Here is a 24,625-nt window from a genome sequence, read left to right as displayed (position 1 = left end):
AAAATGATTGGTAAAACCTTAGGAAATCGATATGAAATTATAGAAAAGGTTGGAGGCGGTGGAATGGCCTTGGTTTACAAGGCAAAATGTACATTGCTTAACCGACATGTAGCCGTCAAAGTGCTACGATCAGAATTTACAAATGATAAGGATTTTATTGAAAAGTTTAAACAGGAGTCGCAAGCAGCAGCAAGTTTATCTCATCCTAATATTGTAAATATATATGATGTTGGACAAGAAGATGAAATTTATTATATTGTAATGGAATATGTAGATGGAATGACCTTAAAGCAACTCATTAATGAAAAAGGTATTTTGAATTTAAGAGAAATTATTAATTATACTAAGCAAATTGCAAATGCATTGCAGCACGCACATCAAAATCATATTATTCATCGGGATATTAAACCGCATAACATCTTAATGACAAAGGATAACCGTGCTAAAGTAACGGATTTTGGGATTGCATTAGCTGCTACCACATCTACTATCACTAATGCTGGAAGTGTCATCGGTTCGGTACATTACTTTTCACCTGAACAAGCAAGGGGTGGATATACTGATGAAAAATCAGATTTTTATGCATTAGGAATCGTTATGTATGAGATGATTACTGGTGTTGTTCCCTTTGAGGGAGACAGTCCAATTACAGTGGCACTAAAACAAATTCAAGAAAAACCCGCTGCCCCTTCAACTGTTAATCCAGATATTCCCAAAGGATTAGAAAATATTATACTTAAGCTTATTGAGAAGGAACAATCATTAAGGTATGGAAGTGCAGAATTATTAATAAATGATCTAGATAAGTTAAGTAGAGATCCTGAAACAATAATCTACCGTGATGAAGATGAGGAACAAGATTGTCCTACTCAAGTGATTCCTATGATTAAAACAGAAGAATCCTCTAGGAACAATATAAAAAATCAAACTGGTGGTAGGGTTAAAAAATCAAAGGGACCTAAAAAGTTGGTTGTGGCAGCAGCAGTCCTGGCAGCATTTATTATGGCTATTGTTGTTACTGTAGGCTTATTTTATGCTGGGGATATTTTTAGAAATGAAGACGTGAAAGTACCGGATTTTGAAGGTAAAGAAATTGGATTAGTCAGAGATGAGGTTAAAGAACTAGGATTAGAATTAACTGAGGATATGAGAAGAAGTACAGAAGTTGCGGTAGGCCATGTGATTCAGCAAAATCCATCGAAAGGAATGACGGTTAGAAAAGGATATACAGTCAAAGTAACCGTAAGCTCCGGGGCTGAAGAGGTGGAAGTTCCTGATCTATTTCATGAAGACGTTGTTGATGCCCTTCTGATTTTGGAGGAGCAAAACTTAGTTAGTGGAGATGTTTTGTATGATTTTAGTGATCTTCCTATCGGTACGATTATGATCCAGAGTCCACTGCCAGGAGCTCGAGTTAAACAAGGCTCTGCTGTGAATTATACACTCAGTAAAGGACCTGAGAAAATGACTTACACTATGCCAAAGGTAGTAGGGGAGCCTTTGGAGGTAGCAAAAGGAATCATTCGGCAAACAGGGCTACAGGTAGGCACAGAAGATGAGGACTTTAGTGAGCAGTATGAAAAAGGAATCGTTATCAGGCAAAGTGTACCTGCAGAAACAGAAGTAGAAGAAAATACAATCGTTAACCTAGTTGTCAGTAAAGGGGCAGAAGTCATTGAACCTGAGGAGGAAGATCCGGTAGATGTGGAACCGGAAGAGACAGCATCAACTAAGACCATCGAAATCAATCTAAGAAACTACACAAATATGGTGACAGTCGAAATCAGACAATTGATAAATGGAGGAGAAGAGTCGATTTATTTCAAAGAACATAATATCGCTGAAGAAGGAAGTCAACTGTATGTTCCCATAAGAGAGTCTGGGACACACCGATTCCAAGTATACATTGATGATGAAAAGCAGGGCGCTATCATTGAGATCGACTTTTAGGGAGGAATCTAATGAGTAAAGGGAAATTAATTAAAGGAATCGCTGGATTTTACTATGTGGAAGTTAATAAAGAAGTATATGAATGTAAAGGTCGAGGGATTTTAAGAAAGAAAAAGCTAACACCACTGGTTGGTGATTATGTAGAAATCACAGTGACTGATGAGGATAATAAGAAAGGTATGATAGACGATATTTTCCCACGAAAAACAGAGTTGATTCGTCCCACTGTGGCTAATGTAGATCAAGTGATTGTTGTATTTTCAGTTACACAACCAGATCCACATTTATCGCTACTAGATCATTTCTTAATTTTGGCAGAGACCCAGAATATTGATGTGGTCATATGCTTAAACAAACTTGATCTGGTACAAAGAGAAGATGTAGCAGAGTTAGTCGGGATTTATGAAAAGGTGGGATATCCAGTGATTTTAACCAGTCAAAATGATTCTATTGGATTAGAACAGCTTGAGAAAGTCTTGAGGGGGAAAACCACGGTCTTTGCCGGACCATCGGGAGTTGGGAAATCAACACTCCTCAATCGAATCCTCCCCCATGTCACTTTGCAAACCGGAGAACTAAGTAGTAAAATTGCCAGGGGAAAGCATACCACACGGCATGTAGAGCTAATTTCCTTAGAAACAGAGGGGTGGGTAGTCGACACCCCTGGCTTTAGTTCACTCAATATTGATTTTTTGAAAGAAGAAGAGCTAGCAGACTATTTTATTGATTTTGAACCCTTTGCAAAGGACTGTAGGTTCCTATCCTGCGTTCATTTGAATGAGCCCATCTGTGGGGTTAAAACAGCATTGAAAGCAGGACAGCTTGTTCAGAGTCGCTATAATAGCTACTTGCAAATGATAGGAGAAATTAAAAAAAACAGGAGGTATTAGTGATGATTCAATTAGCGCCATCTATTTTATCAGCAGATTTTGCAAACCTAGAACAAGAGATTAAAAAAGTAGAAGAAGCCGGCTGCGATATGTTACATATCGATGTGATGGATGGTCACTTTGTGCCAAACATTACATTGGGTCCTCCTATTATTAAAAGCTTGAAGAACAAAACGAAATTACCATTCGATGTACACTTAATGATTGAAAATCCAGACCAATACATCGCGCAGTTTGTTGAGGCTGGAGCAGATATTATTACAGTACACAGTGAGACCTGCATCCATTTACATCGTACAATTCAACTGATTAAAGGGTGTGGAATTAAGGCAGCTGTCGCATTGAATCCATCTACACCCCTTGTTATGATTGAGAATGTACTTGAAGAGCTAGATATGGTACTGCTGATGACAGTGAATCCAGGATTTGGAGGACAAAAACTGATTCCAAACATGCTAGAAAAGATTGCTAGGTTGAAAAGAATGATTGATGAAAGGGGATTAAAGATAGACATTCAGGTTGATGGTGGTGTGAATCTTGAAAATATTAAACAGATTGCAGAAGCAGGCGCCAATATTATTGTAGCTGGATCTGCTATATTTAATAGCACTGATATTCCTGAAACCGTGAAGAGGTTAAAGGAAAATGCCTCAAGTAACCTATAGGCTGGTGAGACGATGAAGGTTGTAATCATAACCAATGGACAAATCAATGATTTAGATTTTGTGAAGGCGGAACTACTCAAAGCAGACTATATCATATGTGCTGATGGAGCTGCAAAGTATTTGATGGATTTAGAGATCCTTCCTGATCAACTTGTTGGTGATTTGGATTCCATTGAAGAAGGTGTTCTGAACTGGGTTCAAAAGAATGAGGTGGCAATCAAGCAGTTCCCTAGAAAGAAAGATCAAACGGATACGGAATTAGCTGTTGAATTTGCCTTTCATAAGAATCCTTCTGAAATTACCATTTTAGGGGCAATGGGTTCGAGGATGGATCATAGTTTAGCCAATATGTTCCTACTGGTTAAAGTAATTGAGCAAAGAATTCTGGGTAAAATTCTTGATGAGAATAATGAGGTGACAATTGTTAAGGATAATATCAGGGTAAACGGAAATCCAGGGGAGAATATATCTGTGATTCCTATTGGAGGGATGGTTAGAGGTGTCACGTTAACAGGCGTGACCTATCCTTTAAATGATACGGATATTCCTATGGGAAGCTCCTTAGGGATCAGTAATCAATTCAAAGAAGGAAGTGCTGGCATCTCTATTAAGGAGGGCCTGTTGTTAGTGATAAAATCTAAAGAATAATCATAAAATGTTACTAAAGGATGGGATTGACATCTTTTAGTGACATTTAATTTTTTTTTGAATAGAATAGTAATACCTGACTTCAGAACATAAATTCAGAACAAATGATGAGTAAATGTTTAAATTTGAACATTTCTCATTATTTTTTTGTTTATTTACGCCCACGACTTGTCGTGGTGAATAATATGATGTATAATGTAGTTAGAGGGATTTTATGGAGGGATTGTGCATGTATATTAGTAAATCTAAAAGACCAAATGGTAAGTATTTCATATCAATTGCTAAGGGGATTAGAGATCCTGAAACTAAGAAATCAAAAAAAATTCAGATTAAAGGTTTTGGTACTCATGATTTGGATTCTAAATCAGGTAAGAAAGCTCTTGTGCAAGCTGAAGCTGAGCTAAAAGAAATGATTAGACTAGATGAAGCTTCTCGAGGATTTGAAAACTTTGAAGATTTTATTGTATCCATGTCAAAAGATAAGCTTTCTCTTAAGCATAAAAATATTGGCTATCTACCATACTTAGAAATCTTTAACCAATTGGAATTACAAAGTTTCTTTTCTAAGATGGTCAAAGACTCTAAACTTGATTATTCTTTTAGCGATATGATGTTCTATCAAGTACTTGGTAGATTATTCAATCCTTCTAGTAAGCTTGAAGTAGCTACTAGAAAGGATGATTTCCTGTATGATTTTAATTTTGTAAATAACGATAATATTTATTCCTCTTTGGATGTTTTTTCTGGATTTAATAAACATAAATCTAAAGCGTTACAAGATGGCATTCAAGTCATAAACGATATGGAGATTCTCTTAGATACCGTTGATTCAGAGGCTAAAAAAATATTAGAAACTAACATAAACAATACCTCTCACGAATTAGAAGAACTAATAACGTCTTATGATAGTAATTTTGAAATGAATGAAAACAAACTTTTCAAACATCTCAATAAACATATGGAAAAGATTGTTCCAGAAAGAAATATATCTTTAGCCTTTTATGACTGCACAACCTATTACTTTGAGTCTTTTGATGAAGACGGTTTTAGAGAAAGAGGCATGAGTAAGGATAATAAAAGAAATGAAACACAAGTGGTTATGGGTTTATTAATAGACACAAATGGCATCCCTATTTCCTATAGGCTTTTCAAAGGCAACAAACATGAATTACATACCATGGAAGAGGTCATTGACGATATATTAAATAATTACACCATAAAAGAAATTATTATCGTTGCTGACAGAGGCTTAAATTCAAGGGCTAACTTAGAAATGATCCGTGGCAAAGGGCTTAACTACATTGTAGGTTCTAAGGGCAGTGCAGTGCCTAAAGATCTAAAAGAGAAGAAATTCAATTCATCTTGGAACATCACTTCTAAAGCCGAGGCTAAATATAAAAGCGGCTATATCACCAGTAAAAGAAAAGTGAGTCACAATGATGAAACCTATGATGAATTAATCATAAAAAAATATTCAGATGTCTACAAAGAACGGGAGATGTTTAAACAAGATAAAATGCTTGAAAGAGCGAAAAAAAATATAAAAGATTTTACAATTAATTCAACAACTAAATCTAAAAGCAAGTATTACAAAGCTGTTGATAATCCTAAAGAGAAAATAAACATTGAGATCGATGAAGAAAAAATTAAACAAGAACAAGAGAATTTCGGATATTTTTACATCGTTACCAATAAAGTAGAGATGAATCCAGCAGATATAATGGTGGCTTATAAATCCCTGTATAAAATTGAAGAGTCCTTCAGAATATTAAAAACAAATTTAAAAGCAAGACCTGTGTATCACTTTAAAGAACGAAGAATCCGGTCACATTTTTTAATTTGTTATTTGGCCTTAGTCATCCAGAGAGTATTAGAGTATAAATTAGAAGAGAAAAACGTTGAAATATCTACCCATGAAATAATCAATGGTCTAGAAGGGTTTGTTATAGATGAGATTGATTACAAAGTAGACAAATTATATATGATCTCAGACAAATTATTTAAGAGCAAAATAAACCAAGACATATTTAAAATTGAAAAGAATGTTCTACTGAGTAATGAAATCTCCAATATAATTAAAAAGATGTAGTGAGTGCAAAACAAAAATAAAAAGTACTGAAACCTCTGTAAACAGATGGCTTCAGCACTTTTTATTATGAATGATGTTCCGAAGTCAGGAATAATGAGGTGACAATTGTTAAGGATAATATCAGGGTAAACGGAAATCCAGGGGAGAATATATCTGTGATTCCTATTGGAGGGATGGTTAGAGGTGTCACGTTAACAGGCGTGACCTATCCTTTAAATGATACGGATATTCCTATGGGAAGCTCCTTAGGGATCAGTAATCAATTCAAAGAAGGAAGTGCTGGCATCTCTATTAAGGAGGGCCTGTTGTTAGTGATAAAATCTAAAGAATAATCATAAAATGTTACTAAAGGATGGGATTGACATCTTTTAGTGACATTTAATTTTTTTTTGAATAGAATAGTAATATGAAGCGTTATCAGCCGTAATAGGGCTAAAAATTGAGAAAATAAAGGTGCTCTCTGAATCATGTCTCATTTTAAGTGGGTGGTGAATTGTTTAAAAGAAGAAGAAGAAGGAGAAGAAGACGAGGAATGTCTATTGGAAAAGTGATGGGATTAGTCATTTTTTTAATGGGGGTGATAACCCTCATATATATACTCCCATTTCAATTATGGATATTCTTATTTGCCTGCAGTTGTATGATCGTAGGGTGGTTTGTTTTCAGAATTGGATGAAGAAAGTGAGAAAATAGCAAAGATTACTATAATTAAGATAATTAATTGAGATGTAAGCTAATTCGGGGGGCAGAGGTGAAAAGCACACTAAGGGCAGAAAAAAATTGGTTTATGGAGCCAAGGTGAGGGTAGAGCAAAAAGAGGTAATATAAAAAGCCTACCACAAATGGAGGGCTTGTTTATACTGCCTCTTTAACATATAAACTTTAAATGTATTTAAAGATTATAAAGCTCTTTCAACTTTACCAGAACGTAAACATCTTGTACACACTTTTAATCGTTTAGGGGTTCCCTTAACGATAGCTCTAACTTTTCTTAAGTTAGGAGTCCAAGTTCTTCTGTTATGACGGTTGGAGTGACTTACTTGATTACCGCTAACTTTTCCTTTTTGACATACGTCACAAACTCTTGCCATTCCTAACACCTCCTTTAGCTATGTTCATATACCTTAAAAACATTATAATTTTATCACAATTAGAATAATTTTGCAACGAAATTATAAAACAAATCCTATAATGCATCAATGGGCCGAGATGTAATGAAAGAAATCTTATGGAACTTTTGGTTTTTGTTGAACTATTCTTCTAATTCATATACAATATTATATATATTTAATGAAAAATAATCAACAGGTAATTAGAGAACACTAAACAATATAATGATTTGATGGAGATAACAAAATTAGTCAATAAACAAATGGACTCGTGTAGAATAAAAGGAGGTTAAGCTATGCCAGGTAAATTAAATAATGATATTGGTAGTGTTGTAATAGATGATCATGTTTTAGCTTCTATTGCAGGTTCTGCTGCAATGGAATGTTACGGATTAGTAGGAATGGCTGCTAAATCTACTGCAGGTGGATTAGTGGAGCTGTTAAAAAGAGAGCAATCGAGTAAGGGTGTAAAAGTACAGACTGACAATCATGAAATTACAATAGACCTGTTTGTCATTGTGGAGTTTGGTACCAGGATTTCAGTTGTGGCAAACAATATTATTGAAAAAGTAAAATATAACATTGAGCACTTGTCAGGCATGAAAGTGAAGAAGGTTAATATTCATGTACAAGGTGTTCGTGTTGAAAAGTAGCTTAAGGAGGGACTAGGGTTGAAAATTGAATACATAGATCAACAATTATTAAAAAAAATGATTATAGCAGGAGCACAGTCTCTAGAAGCCCATAAAGAAATTGTGAATTCGTTGAATGTATTCCCAGTTCCCGACGGAGATACAGGGACCAATATGGCACTGACAATGAAGTCAGCTGTGAAAGAAGTCAAATCCACCGAGGGGAATTCTTTAGACGATCTCGCTAATGCAGCGGCCAATGGTTCTTTGATGGGGGCACGGGGCAATTCAGGGGTGATTTTATCACAATTATTTAGAGGTTTTGCTAAAAGTGTACAAGGGAAAAATCATTTAAATACAGTGGATTTAGCAGAGGCATTAAAGTCTGGCTCAGATACGGCTTATAAGGCTGTCATGAAGCCAGTAGAAGGTACAATTTTGACAGTGGCCAGAGAGAGTGCTGAAAAAGCCATTGAAATTGCAGCTACAGAAAAAGATATGGTTGTGTTTATTGAAAAGGTCATTGAAGAAGCAGGAAACACCTTAGAGAGAACCCCAGATATGTTACAGGTATTGAAGGAAGCGGGGGTCGTGGACTCAGGAGGCAAAGGATTGCTTTATATTTATAAAGGTGCATTAGCAGCTCTAACTGGAAAAACCATCATAGTGGAAGATGAAGACATTGCACAACAAACTTATATTCATGAGGATGAAGCGCAAGGCCAACTTGAATTTGGCTATTGTACAGAATTCATTATTAAATCAAAAGAAGTAGACATTGAAGCATTTAAATCTACAATTAAAGGATATGGAGATTCTATGCTTGCGGTAGGGAATGAAAACATTGTAAAGGTACATATCCACACCAATCATCCTGGTGAAGTAATGGAACATGCATTGAAATTAGGTCAATTAAGTGATATTAAAATTGATAATATGAGATTACAGCATCGACATCAATTAATGGAACAAGATACTGATACAAACAAAGTAGATGCAAAAAGTCGCTTGAAACCCTATGGGTTTATTACTGTGGCAATGGGTGAAGGATTGAGCAAAATATTTAAGGATTTTCAGGTGGACCATGTGATTGAAGGTGGACAGACGATGAACCCCAGTACACAGGATTTTGTTGAAGCTATCGAAAATATTAATGCAGAAACTGTCTTTATCATGCCCAATAATAGTAATATTATCATGGCGGCAAATCAAGCTAAGGATCTTTCGGCTAAAAATATCCTTGTGATTCCGACTAAAACCATTCCGCAAGGAATTTCGGCATTATTGGCATTTAATAATGAGAGCACGCCAGAGGAAAACTATGAAGAGATGCTGGAAGCGATTACTCATGTGCGAACAGGACAAATTACCTACGCTGTAAGGGATACTAGCTTTAATGAAATGACAATCAATGAGGGTGACATCATTGGCATAGGTGAAAAAGAAATAAAGTCTGTTGGACAAGACATGATGACGGTTTCCTTAGAACTACTAGATAAGATAGTAGAAGATGATACGGAAATGATTACTGTTTTTTATGGTCAGGATGTGACGGAAAAAGAAGCAAATCAGATAGTACAAAGATTAGAAGCAATCTATGGAGATTTAGACATCGAGATTTACTACGGTGGACAGCCACTTTATTATTATATTTTTTCAGTGGAATAAAGAAACAGTCTTGACTGTTTCTTTTTCTAATTGAGGGACAACTACAGCTACCCCAGGATAAATTTATGAGTAGAGGTGATGAAATGAAGGATAGTTTTGAGGAAAACATACAATTTATTAAGGGTGTTGGTCCCAAAAAAGCGGCTAGACTAAAACGTTTAAATATTGAAACCGTCCAGGAAATGCTATACCATTTTCCAAGGGATTATGATGATCGTAGAAATACAAAAAAGGTAAGTCATCTAGTAGCAGGAGAAAAGGTAACTATATATGGACGTATTATAGAAGAACCGCAAATTTCTAAAATACGGAAGGGGCTCAGCCTGACGAAAGTAAAAATGAGAGATGATACAGGAAGTGTCTCGGTTATTTTTTTCAATCAGCCCTTTCTTAAAAAAAATTTGACAATGGGTACCGAAGTGATGGTCAATGGTAAGGTGAAAGTCGGATATAAGGGTCTTGAAATAACGAACCCTGTCTATGAGCGCGTGGAGTCGGCGAATTCAGAAGCACAAGTTATACCGATTTACTCAACTACAGAGGGATTAACACAAAAAGAAATTTACCGAATGCAAAAACAGCTCTTAAGCACAATTAAAGAGTTTCCAGAGTTTTTGCCTGAAGAGATTATCAAAAAAAATCGTTTGTGTGATCTCAGATTTGCCCTTTGTGGTATTCATTTTCCTAAAACAACACAAGATCTCAAGGTAGCGAAATACCGTCTGGTGTTTGATGAGTTTTTTTTGCTTAACTTAAGTCTTTTGTCTATTAAGAAGCAGTTCAAAAAACAAAAATCCAGTATTGCACTACATATAAAAGATGATGTTTATGAATTTATCCAAGGACTTCCCTTTCGATTAACAAGTGCACAAAGAAAGACTTTAGATGAAATTTTTGATGATATACAAAGGACAACGCCTATGAATCGGCTGGTACAAGGAGATGTAGGTTCAGGAAAAACAATTGTAGCAGTTTGTGCGCTACTGAACTGCGTATTAAATGGTTATCAAGGGGCTATGATGGCGCCGACAGAAATACTAGCGGAACAGCATTATGAGGCCCTCAAGGAGCTCTTAAGCCCTTTAAACATTGAAGTAGGACTGCTGGTAGGGAGTATGACTAAAAAGAATAAGGAACGCTTGCTAGAGAGAATTGCAAAGGGTGAGGTGCAAATTGTGACAGGTACCCATGCATTGATTCAAGAGGGGGTTGTATTTCATAACCTGGCTTTGGCAGTAACTGATGAGCAACATCGATTTGGGGTGAGACAAAGAGCTTCATTAATGAACAAAGGAGCTAACCCTCATATACTTGTAATGACTGCCACACCCATTCCAAGAACCCTGGCATTGATTGTATATGGAGACTTAGATATTTCAACAATAGATGAACTGCCTCCGGGAAGAAAATCAATTAAAACCTTTAGTGCTTCCAAGAAAAAAAGAGAAGATGTGTATACTTTTATTAAAAAGGAGTTAGATAATGGAAGACAGGCCTATGTCGTTTGTCCATTAGTAGAAGAATCAGAGAGTATTGAAGCGGAATCCGCCACTGAAATTGCAACGTTATTTTCCCACACGATATTCAAGTCCTACCGAGTCGGTTTATTACATGGGAAAATGCCTTCAAAAGAAAAAGAGACTGTGATGAATGCATTTAAAAGAAAAGAAATTGACATTCTTGTTTCTACAACAGTGATTGAGGTTGGTGTCAATGTGCCTAATGCAACTGTGATGATTATTGAAAACGCAGAACGATTTGGGCTGGCACAATTACACCAATTAAGGGGCCGTGTTGGAAGAGGCGACTCTCAGTCCTATTGTATTTTAATCCATAATAGTAAGAGTGACATTGCTAAGGAGCGAATGAAAATTATGGAGAAAACAACAGATGGTTTTCTGATATCGGAAAAAGATTTAGAATTGAGGGGACCAGGTGAGTTTTTTGGGATTAGGCAGCATGGTCTACCAGAATTAAAAATTGCTAACTTATTTAAACATATAAAAATACTGAAAATTGTGCAGCAACAAATAAAAGAACTCATCGAAGTGGACTTTGAAGGGTTCTTAAAGGAACATCCTGCTTTAGAAAAAAAGTTAATCAACCAATTAAGAAAAATAGACGATGAAATACCCTATAGTTAGAAGTTGTGACAAAAATTACTAGTGTAAAAATCTTCTCCTCTGTAAAAATTAATGTTAACAATGATATAGGAGGTGAAGAAAATGACGAATAATAATAATAGTGGAGGAAGAAATCGTCTGGTTGTTCCTGAAGCTCGACAAGCACTTAACTCTATGAAAACGGAAATAGCTAACGAATTAGGATTATCTAATTATGAACAAACTGATAAAGGGAATCTAACTGCTAGACAAAATGGTTATGTAGGAGGATACATGACTAAGAGACTAGTAGAACAAGCACAAAGAAATATGAGTGGAAGACAATAATTAAGTCAAATCAAATCAAAAGGGAGCAATGGAGACATTGTTCCCTTTTGATTTGATTAAATCCAAATTCAAAAACAAAAATTTTGTTAATAATTGACGAATATGCTAAAATAAATATAGGTTGGACAGGAGGAAATATATGAGAGTTATTGCAGGTAAAGCTAAAGGATATAGGCTGCAGTCACCAATAGGGTTACAAACCAGACCTACAGCTGACCGAATCAAGGAATCTCTTTTTAATATCATCCAAAATGATATTTTACATAGTACAGTGATTGACTTGTTTTCTGGGGCTGGGAGTCTAGGTATTGAAGCGCTTTCACGTGGGGCGAACCAGGCGTATTTTATTGATCAAAGTAAAAATAGTGTGCAGGCGATTAAAGAAAATTTAGTTAGGACAAAGCTGATAGACCTCGCTGAGATTATACATTCTGATGTACAGCGGGGAATGACTCAACTAAAAGAGCGAAGATATCATGCAGATATTATTTTTATGGATCCGCCATATGGTAAAGATCTTATTGTTCCAACGATAGCAGGAATTGTTCAGAATAGCTTACTTCAAGACCAAGGAATGATCATCGTAGAACACGAAAATCTAGATGAAGTACCAGCAGAGATCGGACACCTAACCCTATTCAGACAAAAGAATTACGGTAAAACAACGATCTCCTTTTATACCACAAGGGAGGAAGGAAAATGAAAGTAGGAATTTATCCAGGAAGTTTCGACCCTATCACTAATGGGCATATAGATATTATCAAAAGGGCTTCAGAAATTTACGATCGCGTAATTGTTTCCGTCATGCAAAATCCCAATAAGAATCCTATGTTTACATTAGGTGAAAGGGTGGCATTAATTGAGCAAATTATCCAGCCCTACAGCAACATTGAAGTAGATTGCTTTTCAGGGTTGTTAATTGATTATGCTAGAGAAAAGGGGGCCAAGGTAATCATTAAAGGATTAAGGGCAGTGTCTGATTTTGAATATGAGCTTCAAATGGCTTTGATGAATCGAAAGCTATGCCCTGAAGTGGAAACTGTCTTTCTTATGACAAATAGCCAATACTCTTATTTAAGTTCAAGCTTAGTTAAAGAGGTGGCCAAATTCAAAGGCGATGTAAGTGAATTTGTACCAGAAATTGTACTACAAGCTATGTCAAAAAAATCATAATAGTCATTAGACAACAATAAAACAAGGGGGATCAAATCATGAAAGTATTATCTTTACTAGAAGAGTTAGAGGACATTATTGAAAGTGGGTCATCCATTCCCTTCGCACATAAGGTTTTAATTGATAAAAATGAGGTCCTAGAATTAATAAAAGAGGTGCGCATTGTGTTACCTGATGAAGTAAAACAAGCAAAATGGATTAAAGAGGAACGTCAACGGATTTTAGTAGAAGCGCAACAAGAAGCGGATACGATGTTAGAAGAAGCAAATAATCATATTAGTACAATGGTTGAACAAGATGAAATTACTAAAGTAGCACGAGCCCAAAGTGAAGAAGTGATTGCTCAGGCCCAAATGAGTGCTAAGGAAATGAGGCTAGGTGCAAGAGAATACGCTGATGAACTATTATCTAATGTAGAAGAATCCTTAGTTCAAACAGCTAAGACAATTCAAGAAAATCGAAATGAGCTAAAAGGGATGAAGGGTTAATACCTTCGTCCTTTCTTCTTTTTTGAGGACAATATGGTTAAAATCATAGAAGTAAAAACCATAAAAAGCAATAAAATAATCAACAACATGATAAAAAATTGTATGGAAGTGATAAAATTTCTAAAGAGGTGCTCTCTGATAGTTGAAGTTTGATGGAAATTTGTAGCCGTAGTGGTGAAAGTAAAAAACAGAGTGAAAATTGGATAAAGCAAGTAGATGAATACGAAAGAAAACAATCCATGAAGTAACTTGGAAGCCATGTAAATAGTAGGACGAATATCGGTGCTAGAGATAATACTTATGACCTGAGCATGAATAGAGAATCCACTCCAAGCGATGACGAAACTTGTTGCAGCAATTTTAGTAACCAAAGGAACGCTCTGGCTTTCGGCTATTAGCTTAGAACCGATGGTAATTTCAAAAAGTCCAGTAATGAGTCCTTTGATAGCTTGCATATTCATCTGTAACGGTTTTAAAAGATAGAAAAGTCCTTGGGCTAAAAGTTGAACGAGGCCGATGATTTCTACAATATTTATGACAACAGAGAATAAAATAATGAAGCCGCCTACTACGAGCATTGTATTAAATGATTCCTTCACGGCATTGCCCATAAGGAGACCAAAGGATGGGTTATTTTTGCGACTTTCTTCAAGCTGTTGCACTGCTCTTTTAAACAGATTAGGATCTTGGGTTCTGAGGGGGGCAGGGGTAAATGTGCGCTTGTAAAAGCGAAAAAGAACACCTACAGAGATAGCTGCTAGATAGTGAGCAATACTCAGTAGTACACCTACCTCTGAAGAGTGAAACATACCTACTGAAACAGCGCCAATCATAAAAAGAGGACCTGAAGTGCTACAAAAAGAAGCCAGACGTTGCGCTTCAACTTGGGTCAAAAGCTTGTCTTGGCGAAGGTTGGTCACAACCTTGGCTCCCACAGGATAACCTGAAGTAATGCTCATGGCGAAGGCAAAAGATCCGACGCCGGGAACATTAAAGATTGGGCGCATAATTGGTTCTAACACAACTCCCATAAACTTGACAACCCCTAAACCAATTAGCAAATGAGATCCGATGAAGAATGGAAGCAATGAGGGAAGGACTATGGTAAACCATGTCATGAGACCATTGTAAGCAGCTGCCACAGATTCCTCAGGATAAATAACAATTGCACCTACAAAGCCTAAAACAATGAAAATGATAAAATAAGTATTGAAAAAATCAGTCATCCTTTTTCTCATGCTAATCCTCCCAGCTAAAATCGTGCTAATAAGTATGGTACATATATTTCATATATATTTACATACATATGAAACTATGCGCCTAGGATTAAGGGAGGAATCATTTTTATAGATCATCAGTTTGATTTTTAACAAAAGATTCATATAAAATGCTTTGCCTTAGCAAACTATGTTAATTCTTTACGATAATAAGGGCTGGTGAGGTGATCTTGTTCTCCCTTTGAAAAAGCGTTGTTCTTAACTGCTAATGCGTAAAGATTGGTAGCACGTATATCTAAATCTAGTAAATTCTTAGTAAATGAATTAGGAGGGGTATACTGATTGATTTTGGTGATGAAAGGGAAAGAGGATTTTTTTTGGGCAAGTTTAATGATTTCTCGACCTCGGTCATTAAAAGCTAAAATCCGCCCATAAAGACCAGTAGAAGCATGGGTAGCCTGATTCATTAAAGGGAATTGAATATCTAATAGAATACGCATGCAAATTCGCTGGATGCGTGTAAGGGTATAACGTTTACTCTTAACACACTGACAAAACTCATCCAGACGATTACTTTGGTTAGCGCATTGAAAAATCCGATTTTCAAGTCCCTCCCCTACATCAAGAATTTTAGCGATTTCCTGTGGCGTCATACGCCGAATCATTGATAAAATAGTCAATCCAAGATCATTAGCAAAAATAGGGCCCCCATCTTTATTAAAACATGTGGACAATATTTCATATGTTGAAGGGGGGATGGCGTGAATCATTTCATTTAAATTCCCGGTGTTAAATAAATGATTACGGATGGCAGTGGCGCTGGTAATGTTTAAGGTTAATTCAGTGGAGTGATAGGCAGCGGCTTTGCGTGTAATTGTGTAGGGTTGAATTTTGCTTTTAGTTAATGCTAAGGCCTTTAAATATTCGATGCCTAAGATGTTATTTGGGTTTTTAAGAAGGGCAATCATCTTCTCTGTAGTCATACCATAGGATGAGAGATCCTCTAATGAAAAATGATCTATTAGAGCCTTGCTTCTAGCTTTAGGAAAAGCAATACCCTCTTGTAGATATTTTTTTAACGAAATTTCAAAGGATTCTGGGGAATTGATCAATACAGTAGCTACTTGTTTTAAAGCCTCAATATGGCCTAGCTCGCTTCCAAAACACAGTGCATCAACCACGCCCATTTGGTTTAAAATCGAAACAGCTCCATGTGAAAAAAATTCAGCTGAAGCGCAGGCATATAAAGTAGGGAGCTCAAGAACTAAGTCAACACCTGCATCAACAGCCATTTGGGCACGAGCCCATTTATGGATGAGAGCCGGTTCTCCTCGTTGTAAAAAGTGACCACTCATAACTGCAACGGTGTGAGTTGACTTTGATATTTTTTTTGATTCTTGTAAATGATGGAGATGGCCATTATGGAAAGGATTGTATTCAGTAATTAAACCTAAAATTCGCATAGTACCTCCTATATCGTATTAGAATAATTAGAGTAGAAATTAGCAATACTCTTATATAAATAATGAGTTTTTAGCTTGATAGAAAACACCTGTGCTATTGAGCTAATTATTTATATAAACACGTTAACTATTATTATATTTAGAAAAACAAAAAGTATCAATGATTATTGAATCTTAAGGACAAATAACTTTAAAAAACTTGCAATTGTATACAAAATCTTATATTATTGTAGTGTTAATAATATTGGTGCGACATTTTTTTATCAAATACATATAAGTTAAAAAAGGAGGAAACAAAATGAAAATTTTAGTGATGAATTGTGGTAGTTCTTCGTTGAAGTACCAACTCATTAATATGGAGAATGAAGAGGTGCTAGCAATCGGTTTAGCAGAACGTATTGGAATTGCTGGAGCCCGTGTTAAGCATGAAGCATCTGGTAAGGAAAAAGTCACAATTGAACAGCCAATGGAAAATCATAAAACAGCGATTAAAATTGTATTAGAAGCATTAATTGATGAAAATTATGGTGCCATTAAATCAATGGATGAGATTGCAGCTGTAGGGCATCGAGTTGTCCATGGGGGAGAGCGTTTTTCTAGTTCGGTTGTTGTCACTGATGATGTAAAGAATGCCCTGGAAGAGTGTTCTGATCTAGCGCCACTACATAATCCACCAAACTTAATGGGAATTGAGGCATGTCAAGAAATACTGCCCAATGTACCAATGGTAGGGGTTTTTGATACTGCTTTCCATCAAACAATGCCAGAATCTTCTTATATGTATGCACTGCCATATGAGTTATATGAAAAACACAAAATTAGAAGATATGGCTTCCATGGAACATCACATAAATATGTGGCTATGAAAGCGGCTGAAATTCTAGAAAGACCAATAGAAGATCTTAAAATAATCGCATGTCATTTAGGCAATGGCGCCAGCATCACAGCTGTTGACGGTGGCATTTCTGTTGATACTAGCATGGGGTTCACACCACTTGAAGGATTGGTAATGGGAACAAGATGTGGGGACATGGATCCTGCTATTGTCACTTTCTTAATGGAAAAAGAAAAAATAGATCATAATCAAGTAAATGCAATTATGAATAAACAGTCTGGTGTCTACGGTCTATCCGGCGTAAGTAGTGATTTTAGAGATATTGAAGTTGCAGTTAAAGAAGGAAACAAAAGAGCTCAGCTAGCCTTAGATGTATATTATAAGAGGGTTAAAAAATATATTGGAGCCTATGCTGCTGAAATGGGTGGGGTAGATGCAGTTGTATTTACTGCTGGGTTAGGAGAAAATTCACCTGAAACACGAAAGTCTATATGTGAAGGGCTAGAATTTTTAGGAATTAAAATTGATAACACCAAGAATAATGTGCGGGGAAAAGAGACTGTGGTATCAACTGACGATACCCCCACAAAGGTACTGTTAATTCCAACTAATGAGGAATTAGCCATTGCAAGAGAAACAAAATCTTTGATCTAGTCATTTATTAAAGGTAGTGGGGATGAAATTCACTAGGAAGCAAATTGATTCTGAATTTATCTCGATTTATAGGGCTATCAAGATAAAATACTTGACAAAGCTTTTATTCGTTTGTATAATCAATTTTGTGAGAGTTTAGAGGTGATTGATTTGAAATTAGATTTGAAAAATCTAATTAAAAAAGAAAGCGATAAAGTTGACTTGAACTTTCTTTTAAATCTTGATACTATTATGTATCATGGCGAAGAATTAAAAATGATGTCGCCAATACAGGTAATGGGCAATATTTATGCTGTCAACGAACAACTATATTTGACTTGTACTTATGAAGGAAAATTAGAAGTCAATTGTGGTAGGTGCCTAGAACCTTTTATTCATGCATTCTATTCGAGGATTAATGCTGAATTAATGCTTAATGACCAGTCTACTGATGAAGAAGAAGAAGATGATGTTCTGTTTTATGAGGATAATACAATTGACCTTGAAAAGGTGGTTGTAGATCAATTAATCATAAGCTTACCCATGAAGTTAATTTGTGATAATGATTGCAAGGGTCTTTGCAGTCAGTGTGGTAAGAGTCTCAACAAAGAGATATGTCAGTGCACATTAGCTGAAGATCATGATGTAGATCCTCGGTTGACTAAGTTAAAGAAACTATTACAACAGGATTAAGGAGGTGTGTAAACATGGCAGTACCAAAGCGGAAGACAAGCAAGTCTAAAAGAGATATGAGGAGAGCTTCAAATTCTAAATTCGTTGCTCCTGGATATGTAAAGTGTCCACAATGTCATGAGACGAAATTACCTCACCGTGTGTGTCCAGATTGTGGTCATTACAATGGTAAAGAGGTTATAGCAGCTGAATAAAGTATGATTGTAAGGCTAGAAAATAGTAATGAGTGTTCATTACTATTTTTTTATTGTCAAAAATGCGAAACATCTTGTACTTACTGATATGAAATGATTGTTTTTCATAGAAAATAATGTGATAATTAATCTTTATAAATGTGAAATTACCCTTGATTTTTAAGGTATAGTAATATATACTAACTCTAGAACCAGGTACTAAAAATTAGTGCTAAAGAGGTGCTTTTTATGAATGAAGTTAAAAAATCAAATAAATCAAATAAATCAAATAAATCAACAAGACAAGCACAATTATTAGAATTATTGAAAATAGATCCTTTTGTAACTGATGAAGCGTTATCCACAAGGTTCTCTGTTAGCATCCAAACCATCAGGTTAGACCGTTTGGAATTAGGAATCCCTGAACTGAGGCAACGGGTAAAAAATGTAGCAAAGAAAAACTATGATAAAGTAAGAAGTATCGGTGGAACTGAGATTGTTGGAGAATTAGTTGATTTAACTCTTGGGGAAAGTGGAATATCTCTATTAGAAACCACAGAAGAGATGGCCTTTAGCAAAACAAAAATTGTTCGAGGGCATCACATTTTTTCACAGGCTGAATCTTTAGCTATGGCAGTCATTGATGCAGAAGTTGCCTTAACCGGCGTATCAAATATTAAATACCTGAATCCTGTCAGTGCAGGAGATAAATTAGTGGCTAAGGCTGAGGTGGTAAGAGTGAGGGGAAACAATCACTTTGTTCATGTTAAAATTCACGTAAACCAAATACCAGTCTTCAGAGGGAAATTTATTTTAGTCGCAATCAAGTAAAAGGAGAGAAGTTTTATGAAAATTGCAATAGATGCTATGGGAGGGGACCATGGCGCTAGAATAATTGTGTTAGGAGCTGTTGAGGCGGTTAAAGAATACGATGTGAATGTGATCTTAACAGGTGATGAAAAGATTTTAAAAAGTGAATTAAGTCAATATGAATATTCTAAGGATAAAATAGAAATCATTCATTGTAGTGAGCAAATTAAAAATGAAGACAAACCAGTAGCCGCTATCAGAAGAAAGAAAGATTCTTCAATGGTGGTTGCGTTAAATTTAGTGAAGGAAAAGAAAGCGGATGCCATCGTTTCAGCGGGGAATACAGGTGCATTGCTAGCTGGAGGACTTCTGATTTTAGGTAGAATTAAAGGAATTGATCGTCCTGCCTTGGCGCCAGTGTATCCTACCAGCAAGGGTGTTTCGGTACTGATTGATGGAGGCGCTAATGCAGACTGTAAGCCTAGAAATTTTCTGGAATTTGGAATTATGGGAAATATTTATGCAAACAAGGTGCTGGGAATTGAAGAGCCACAGGTTTGTACAGTAAACATTGGAATTGAAGAAGGAAAAGGCAATGACATAACCAAGGAAGCATATAAAGTATGTCAAAGGGGACCCTTCCAGTTTAAAGGAAATGTAGAAGCTCGAGACATCCCGTTAGGTTATGCTGATGTGATTTTATGTGACGGATTCACTGGAAACATTATATTGAAACTCACCGAAGGGTTAGCTACCACAATCTTTAGTGAATTGAAAAAGGCTTTTTTGAAAAATAATATAACAAAAATTGGTGCTTTATTATTAAAACCAAGTTTGAAGATTTTTAAAGCACGATTTGATTATAGTGAATATGGGGGAGCCCCTTTTTTGGGAGTTAATGGAGTTCTGATTAAAGCCCATGGGAGCTCTGATGCCAAGGCCATTAAAAATGCCATTCGACAAGGTATAAGCTTTGTGAACAACGATGTGGTTGGCGATATTGTGAGTGAAATTGAAAGTTTGGAGGCTGATTTTATTGAATAAGCTTTTATCAGTAGGGATAACAGGAATCGGAAGTTATCTACCTGAAAGAGTTGTATCTAATATTGAATTGGAAAAAACAGTAGATACTTCTGATGAATGGATTAGAACACGAACAGGTATTGGAAGTCGCCGGGTCGCTGACGACCAGACAGCAACTTCTGACTTAGCAACAAAAGCAGCGGAGAAAGCATTGGCAGATGCAAATATCAAGGCAGAAGATGTAGACTTAATTATTGTTGCGACCTGCACGCCAGATATGCCTTTTCCATCCACAGCATGTATTGTACAGAAGAATATAGGGGCCAATAAGGCCAGCGCTTTTGACGTAGTGGCTGTTTGTACAGGATTTTTGTATGCCATGACAGTTGCAGAACAGTTTATTAAAACTGGATTTTACCGTAATGCACTTGTTGTTGGTGCAGAAACCCTTACAAAAGTCTTGAATTGGGAAGATCGAAATACCTGTGTCTTATTTGGTGATGGGGCTGGGGCTGTTTTTCTACAGCCAGTGGATGAGGGCAAAGGTATCTTATCTTCATACATGGGTGCCGATGGTACAAAAGGCGATGTGCTAACAATACCAGGTGGTGGAACAAGAATGCCCATCAATAAAGATAACATTGATCAAAACTTACACTGTATCACAATGGATGGAAGTGAAGTATTCAAATTTGCAGTTAGGGTCATGGGTAAGGCTGCATTAGCAGTATTGGAAAAAAGTAATATTAGCTTAGATGAAGTTGATTACTTGGTACCTCATCAAGCAAATATTCGGATTATTGAGGCGGCAGCAAAACGATTAAACCTCCCAATGGATAAGGTTCATGTGAATTTGGATCAATACGGTAATATGTCTGCAGCATCTATCCCTGTAGCTTTAGACGAAGCTTATAGAGAAGGATGCATAAAAGAGGAAGATATTGTTGTGTTAGTCGGATTCGGGGGCGGATTAACTTGGGCCTCATCTGTATTAAAATGGACTAAAAAAGTGCTACAGGAGGGATAATATGTTTCATACTAGACTATGCGATATTTTAGATATTAAATACCCAATTATTCAAGGCGGAATGGCCTGGGTAGCGACTGCTGAGCTGGCTGCAGCAGTTTCAGAGGCCGGTGGCTTAGGAATTATTGCAGCAGGTAACGCACCAGCAGATATTGTTAAAAATGAAATTCAAAAAGCTAAAAAAATGACTAAGAAGCCCTTTGGTGTTAATGTGATGTTACTTTCACCCTTCATTGAAGAGGTCATGCAAGTTGTTTATGAAGAGAAAATAGCTGTCATCACAACTGGGGCTGGAAACCCTGGTAAGTATATGCCTAAGCTTAGGGCAATTGGCACAAAAATCATTCCTGTAGTGCCATCGGTAGCCCTAGCCAAAAGAATGGAAAAGTTAGGGGCTGATGCGGTTATCGTAGAGGGAACAGAAGCAGGAGGACATATTGGAGAATTAACAACAATGGTTCTGGTTCCCCAAGTAGCCAATGAAGTTTCTATTCCCGTGATTGCTGCGGGAGGAATTGCTGATGGACGAGGGTTCTTAGGGGCTATTTCCCTTGGGGCTGAGGGGGTACAAATTGGAACTAGATTTATTTGTGCAGAAGAAGGCACTGTACATGAAAATTATAAAGAGAAAATTATAAAAGCAGGGGATCGAGATGCCATTATTAGTGCTAGAACCACAGGTCACCCTGTCAGGGTACTAAGAAATAAATTATCTAGAGAATTTGCCCGTCTGGAAAAGGAAGGGGCTTTACCAAATGAGTTAGAAGAATTAGGACTAGGGAAGTTAAGACTTGCGGTAGTTGAAGGAGATATGGAAGAAGGTTCTATTATGGCAGGTCAAATTGCATCATTAGTAAAAGAAATAATGCCTTGCAAGGCAATCATTGAAGAAATTATGATGGATGCTAAAATGCAACTTGAGATTGTTAATAGATTGAGCAAGGAGGAATAAGAATATGGGGAAAACAGCCTTTGTATTTCCGGGACAGGGTGCACAATATGTTGGGATGGGTAAGGATTTTGTGGATGTATTTCCTGTTGCTAAACGTATATATGAAGAGGCATCAGATTATCTGAAAATGGATATGTATCGTCTTTGCTCTGATGGACCAAAGGAAGAGTTGATTAAAACAGAAAACACACAACCTGCTATTTTAACTACAAGCTTTGCAATGCTTAAGGTCATCGAAGAAGTAGGCATTCCCTGTCATATGACGGCTGGATTGAGTTTGGGTGAATATACATCCTTGGTGAAGGCAGAAGTTCTCAGTTTCAGAGATGCAGTGCAACTTGTGAAAAAAAGAGGTAAATATATGCAGGAGGCTGTTCCAGTTGGAGTGGGAACAATGGCTGCTATTTTAGGATTAGATCGTGACACACTACAAAAATGCTTGGTAAATTGTCAAGAGTATGGAATTGTAGAAACCGCAAATTATAATAGTCCTGGGCAAATTGTGATTTCAGGTGAAGTGAAAGCAGTTGAAAGAGCTGTGAAAGAAGCCATGAACTTTGGTGCGAAAAAGGCAGTTATATTGCCTGTCAGTGCGCCATTTCACTCAAGTCTACTTATACCTGCAGGTGAAAAGTTAAGGATGGATCTTGAAGGATATCATTTTTCAGATCCAGAGATACCTGTTGTGACCAATGTAAAAGCCAAAATACTTAAGAATAAAGAAGAAGTTGTCTCCTCATTGGTACAACAAGTGAGTCAATCAGTTTTATGGGAGGATTCAATTGTATTAATGCTTAATGAAGGTGTTGAGACTTTTGTTGAAATTGGACCAGGAAAAGCTTTAACTGGGTTCATAAAGAGAATTGCTAAGCAATTAGGAAAAAACGTGACGACTCATCAAATTGAAGATGTAGAAGGTTTTAATAAGGTGAGAAGTCAATATCAATAGGAGGGATTTTGTTGAAATTACAAGGGAAAGTAGCTTTTGTAACAGGTGGGTCCAGAGGAATTGGAAAGGCCATTGCATTGAAATTAGCTCGTTGCGGGTCAAATGTCGTAATTAACTTTACCAGCAATGAAGAGGCTGCTCAAGCTGTAGTCAAAGAAATTGAGGCATTAGGGGTAAGAGCCTTGGCATTGAAGGGTAATGTTGCTAGTGCAGAGGATGTTAAATTTATGCTAGAAAGTTTTGAACAACAGTTCGAAAGCATTGATATTCTGGTGAATAATGCTGGAATTACAAGGGATAATTTGCTTATTCGAATGAAAGAAAGTGACTGGGATTCTGTCATGGAAGTGAATTTAAAGGGTGTATTTTTATGTACTAAAGCTTTTGCTAGAAAGATGATAAAACAAAAAAAAGGAAAAATAATCAATATTTCATCAGTAGTAGGTGTATCAGGTAATGCTGGGCAAAGCAACTACAGTGCCTCAAAGGCTGGAGTGATTGGATTTACAAAATCCATGGCTAAGGAACTAGCAAGCAAAGGGATTAACGTCAATGCAGTTGCCCCTGGGTTCATTGAAACTGATATGACTGCAGTCTTAGGAGAAAGTGTGAAAGAAGGATTAATAGAAGGAATTCCTTTGAAAAGATATGGTCGGCCCGAGGATATTGCCAATCTAGTTGCCTTTTTAAGTAGTGAAGAGGCACACTATATAACGGGTCAAGTCATTCATGTTGATGGTGGCATGAACATATAAGTTGGAACTGTATCAATGATGAGGTTTAACAGCATTAATTAATATACAAGTAAACTAGAAATTAAAATCATTAAAAATCTGAGGAGGAATATAAAATGATATTTGAAAAAGTTGTAAAAATTATTGGAGAGCAATTAGGACTTAGCGACGTAAGTGAGGTTAAGGGAGAAACATCATTAATGGGTGACTTAGAGGCTGATTCTTTAGATGCTGTTGAAATTATCATGGAAATTGAAGATGCATTTGGCATTGAAGTACCAGACGAAGAAGCTGAAAAATTTAAAAATATCGGAGACATCGTAAAATACGTAGAAGCCAATCAATAAATAAAAA

Annotated in this window: 26 protein-coding genes; 23 read left to right on the top strand and 3 right to left on the bottom strand. The window is 36.5% G+C overall.

Annotation, left to right across the window (positions count from 1 at the left end):
* Positions 1-3 precede the first annotated feature (3 nt).
* From pknB to AMET_RS13700, 6 genes are all read left to right on the top strand, one after another.
* On the top strand, positions 4-1,950 hold the full coding sequence (pknB, locus tag AMET_RS13725; RefSeq protein ID WP_012063900.1) for a Stk1 family PASTA domain-containing Ser/Thr kinase: 1,947 nt from the start codon (positions 4-6) through the stop codon (positions 1,948-1,950).
* An 11-nt stretch (positions 1,951-1,961) separates the two neighbouring features.
* Complete coding sequence (gene rsgA, locus AMET_RS13720; RefSeq protein ID WP_012063899.1) at positions 1,962-2,840, top strand: ribosome small subunit-dependent GTPase A; 879 nt, start codon at positions 1,962-1,964, stop codon at positions 2,838-2,840.
* A gap of 2 nt (positions 2,841-2,842) precedes the next feature.
* A complete protein-coding gene (rpe, locus tag AMET_RS13715; RefSeq protein WP_012063898.1) occupies positions 2,843-3,505 on the top strand; it encodes a ribulose-phosphate 3-epimerase in 663 nt (220 codons plus the stop codon).
* A 12-nt stretch (positions 3,506-3,517) separates the two neighbouring features.
* Complete coding sequence (locus AMET_RS13710) at positions 3,518-4,153, top strand: thiamine diphosphokinase (protein ID WP_012063897.1); 636 nt, start codon at positions 3,518-3,520, stop codon at positions 4,151-4,153.
* Between the two features lie 229 nt (positions 4,154-4,382).
* Positions 4,383-6,242, top strand: coding sequence for an IS1634 family transposase (locus tag AMET_RS13705; RefSeq protein WP_041720173.1), 1,860 nt, complete (start codon positions 4,383-4,385; stop codon positions 6,240-6,242).
* Positions 6,243-6,340: 98 nt separating this feature from the next.
* Positions 6,341-6,574, top strand: coding sequence for a motility associated factor glycosyltransferase family protein (locus AMET_RS13700; protein ID WP_083760999.1), 234 nt, complete (start codon positions 6,341-6,343; stop codon positions 6,572-6,574).
* Between the two features lie 567 nt (positions 6,575-7,141).
* Here AMET_RS13700 and rpmB read toward each other — a convergent pair.
* Positions 7,142-7,333: a 50S ribosomal protein L28 gene (gene rpmB, locus AMET_RS13695; protein ID WP_012063896.1), complete on the bottom strand. Its 192-nt coding sequence runs from the start codon at positions 7,331-7,333 to the stop codon at positions 7,142-7,144.
* A gap of 314 nt (positions 7,334-7,647) precedes the next feature.
* Between rpmB and AMET_RS13690 the strand changes: the two genes are divergently transcribed.
* The 7 genes from AMET_RS13690 (at position 7,648) to AMET_RS13660 (ending at position 13,762) form a co-directional block, all read left to right on the top strand.
* Positions 7,648-8,004, top strand: coding sequence for an Asp23/Gls24 family envelope stress response protein (locus AMET_RS13690; protein WP_012063895.1), 357 nt, complete (start codon positions 7,648-7,650; stop codon positions 8,002-8,004).
* A gap of 18 nt (positions 8,005-8,022) precedes the next feature.
* Entirely contained in the window at positions 8,023-9,651 is a 1,629-nt protein-coding gene (locus AMET_RS13685; RefSeq protein WP_012063894.1) for a DAK2 domain-containing protein, read from the top strand.
* A gap of 65 nt (positions 9,652-9,716) precedes the next feature.
* Positions 9,717-11,795: an ATP-dependent DNA helicase RecG gene (gene recG, locus AMET_RS13680; RefSeq protein WP_041720826.1), complete on the top strand. Its 2,079-nt coding sequence runs from the start codon at positions 9,717-9,719 to the stop codon at positions 11,793-11,795.
* A gap of 81 nt (positions 11,796-11,876) precedes the next feature.
* The gene (locus AMET_RS13675) at positions 11,877-12,101 is read left to right on the top strand and encodes an alpha/beta-type small acid-soluble spore protein (protein WP_012063892.1); all 225 of its coding nucleotides are present in this window, start codon (positions 11,877-11,879) and stop codon (positions 12,099-12,101) included.
* Between the two features lie 139 nt (positions 12,102-12,240).
* Positions 12,241-12,804 (top strand): 16S rRNA (guanine(966)-N(2))-methyltransferase RsmD, encoded by a 564-nt coding sequence (gene rsmD / locus AMET_RS13670; RefSeq protein ID WP_012063891.1) that lies wholly within the window; start codon positions 12,241-12,243, stop codon positions 12,802-12,804.
* Positions 12,801-13,274, top strand: a complete 474-nt coding sequence (gene coaD, locus AMET_RS13665; protein WP_012063890.1) for a pantetheine-phosphate adenylyltransferase — start codon at positions 12,801-12,803, stop codon at positions 13,272-13,274. Before rsmD ends, coaD begins: the two co-directional genes overlap by 4 nt.
* Before the next feature lie 38 nt (positions 13,275-13,312).
* Positions 13,313-13,762, top strand: coding sequence for a hypothetical protein (locus AMET_RS13660; protein ID WP_012063889.1), 450 nt, complete (start codon positions 13,313-13,315; stop codon positions 13,760-13,762).
* On the opposite strand, the gene ylbJ is transcribed toward AMET_RS13660, so the two are convergent.
* Both ylbJ and AMET_RS13650 read right to left on the bottom strand, forming a co-directional pair.
* Positions 13,759-15,000 carry a sporulation integral membrane protein YlbJ gene (ylbJ, locus tag AMET_RS13655; RefSeq protein ID WP_012063888.1) on the bottom strand — a complete coding sequence of 414 codons (1,242 nt, stop codon included), beginning with the start codon at positions 14,998-15,000 and terminating at the stop codon, positions 13,759-13,761. The two genes, AMET_RS13660 and ylbJ, sit on opposite strands and share 4 nt — an antisense overlap.
* Before the next feature lie 167 nt (positions 15,001-15,167).
* Entirely contained in the window at positions 15,168-16,442 is a 1,275-nt protein-coding gene (locus tag AMET_RS13650) for a nucleotidyltransferase (RefSeq protein ID WP_012063887.1), read from the bottom strand.
* 298 nt (positions 16,443-16,740) lie between these two features.
* Here AMET_RS13650 and AMET_RS13645 point away from each other — a divergent pair, with 298 nt between their 5' ends.
* From AMET_RS13645 to acpP, 10 genes are all read left to right on the top strand, one after another.
* Positions 16,741-17,931 carry an acetate/propionate family kinase gene (locus AMET_RS13645; RefSeq protein WP_012063886.1) on the top strand — a complete coding sequence of 397 codons (1,191 nt, stop codon included), beginning with the start codon at positions 16,741-16,743 and terminating at the stop codon, positions 17,929-17,931.
* Positions 17,932-18,093: 162 nt separating this feature from the next.
* A complete protein-coding gene (locus AMET_RS13640; RefSeq protein WP_157047258.1) occupies positions 18,094-18,603 on the top strand; it encodes a YceD family protein in 510 nt (169 codons plus the stop codon).
* A 14-nt stretch (positions 18,604-18,617) separates the two neighbouring features.
* Positions 18,618-18,797 (top strand): 50S ribosomal protein L32, encoded by a 180-nt coding sequence (rpmF, locus tag AMET_RS13635; protein WP_012063884.1) that lies wholly within the window; start codon positions 18,618-18,620, stop codon positions 18,795-18,797.
* A gap of 228 nt (positions 18,798-19,025) precedes the next feature.
* Complete coding sequence (fapR, locus tag AMET_RS13630) at positions 19,026-19,607, top strand: transcription factor FapR (RefSeq protein ID WP_012063883.1); 582 nt, start codon at positions 19,026-19,028, stop codon at positions 19,605-19,607.
* Positions 19,608-19,622: 15 nt separating this feature from the next.
* The gene (plsX, locus tag AMET_RS13625) at positions 19,623-20,630 is read left to right on the top strand and encodes a phosphate acyltransferase PlsX (protein WP_012063882.1); all 1,008 of its coding nucleotides are present in this window, start codon (positions 19,623-19,625) and stop codon (positions 20,628-20,630) included.
* A complete protein-coding gene (locus AMET_RS13620) occupies positions 20,623-21,636 on the top strand; it encodes a beta-ketoacyl-ACP synthase III (protein ID WP_012063881.1) in 1,014 nt (337 codons plus the stop codon). The genes plsX and AMET_RS13620 overlap by 8 nt, the downstream gene beginning before the upstream one ends.
* A 1-nt stretch (position 21,637) precedes the next feature.
* Positions 21,638-22,588, top strand: coding sequence for an enoyl-[acyl-carrier-protein] reductase FabK (fabK, locus tag AMET_RS13615; RefSeq protein WP_012063880.1), 951 nt, complete (start codon positions 21,638-21,640; stop codon positions 22,586-22,588).
* A gap of 4 nt (positions 22,589-22,592) precedes the next feature.
* Positions 22,593-23,537 carry an ACP S-malonyltransferase gene (gene fabD / locus AMET_RS13610; protein WP_012063879.1) on the top strand — a complete coding sequence of 315 codons (945 nt, stop codon included), beginning with the start codon at positions 22,593-22,595 and terminating at the stop codon, positions 23,535-23,537.
* Between the two features lie 8 nt (positions 23,538-23,545).
* The gene (fabG, locus tag AMET_RS13605) at positions 23,546-24,292 is read left to right on the top strand and encodes a 3-oxoacyl-[acyl-carrier-protein] reductase (RefSeq protein ID WP_012063878.1); all 747 of its coding nucleotides are present in this window, start codon (positions 23,546-23,548) and stop codon (positions 24,290-24,292) included.
* 95 nt (positions 24,293-24,387) lie between these two features.
* Positions 24,388-24,618, top strand: a complete 231-nt coding sequence (gene acpP / locus AMET_RS13600) for an acyl carrier protein (RefSeq protein ID WP_012063877.1) — start codon at positions 24,388-24,390, stop codon at positions 24,616-24,618.
* Positions 24,619-24,625: the final 7 nt, after the last annotated feature.

The sequence above is a fragment of the Alkaliphilus metalliredigens QYMF genome (assembly GCF_000016985.1).
Taxonomy (GTDB): domain Bacteria; phylum Bacillota; class Clostridia; order Peptostreptococcales; family Natronincolaceae; genus Alkaliphilus_A; species Alkaliphilus_A metalliredigens.
Note: the sequence above shows the minus strand (reverse complement) of the source record. Positions and strands in the feature narration are given on the sequence as shown.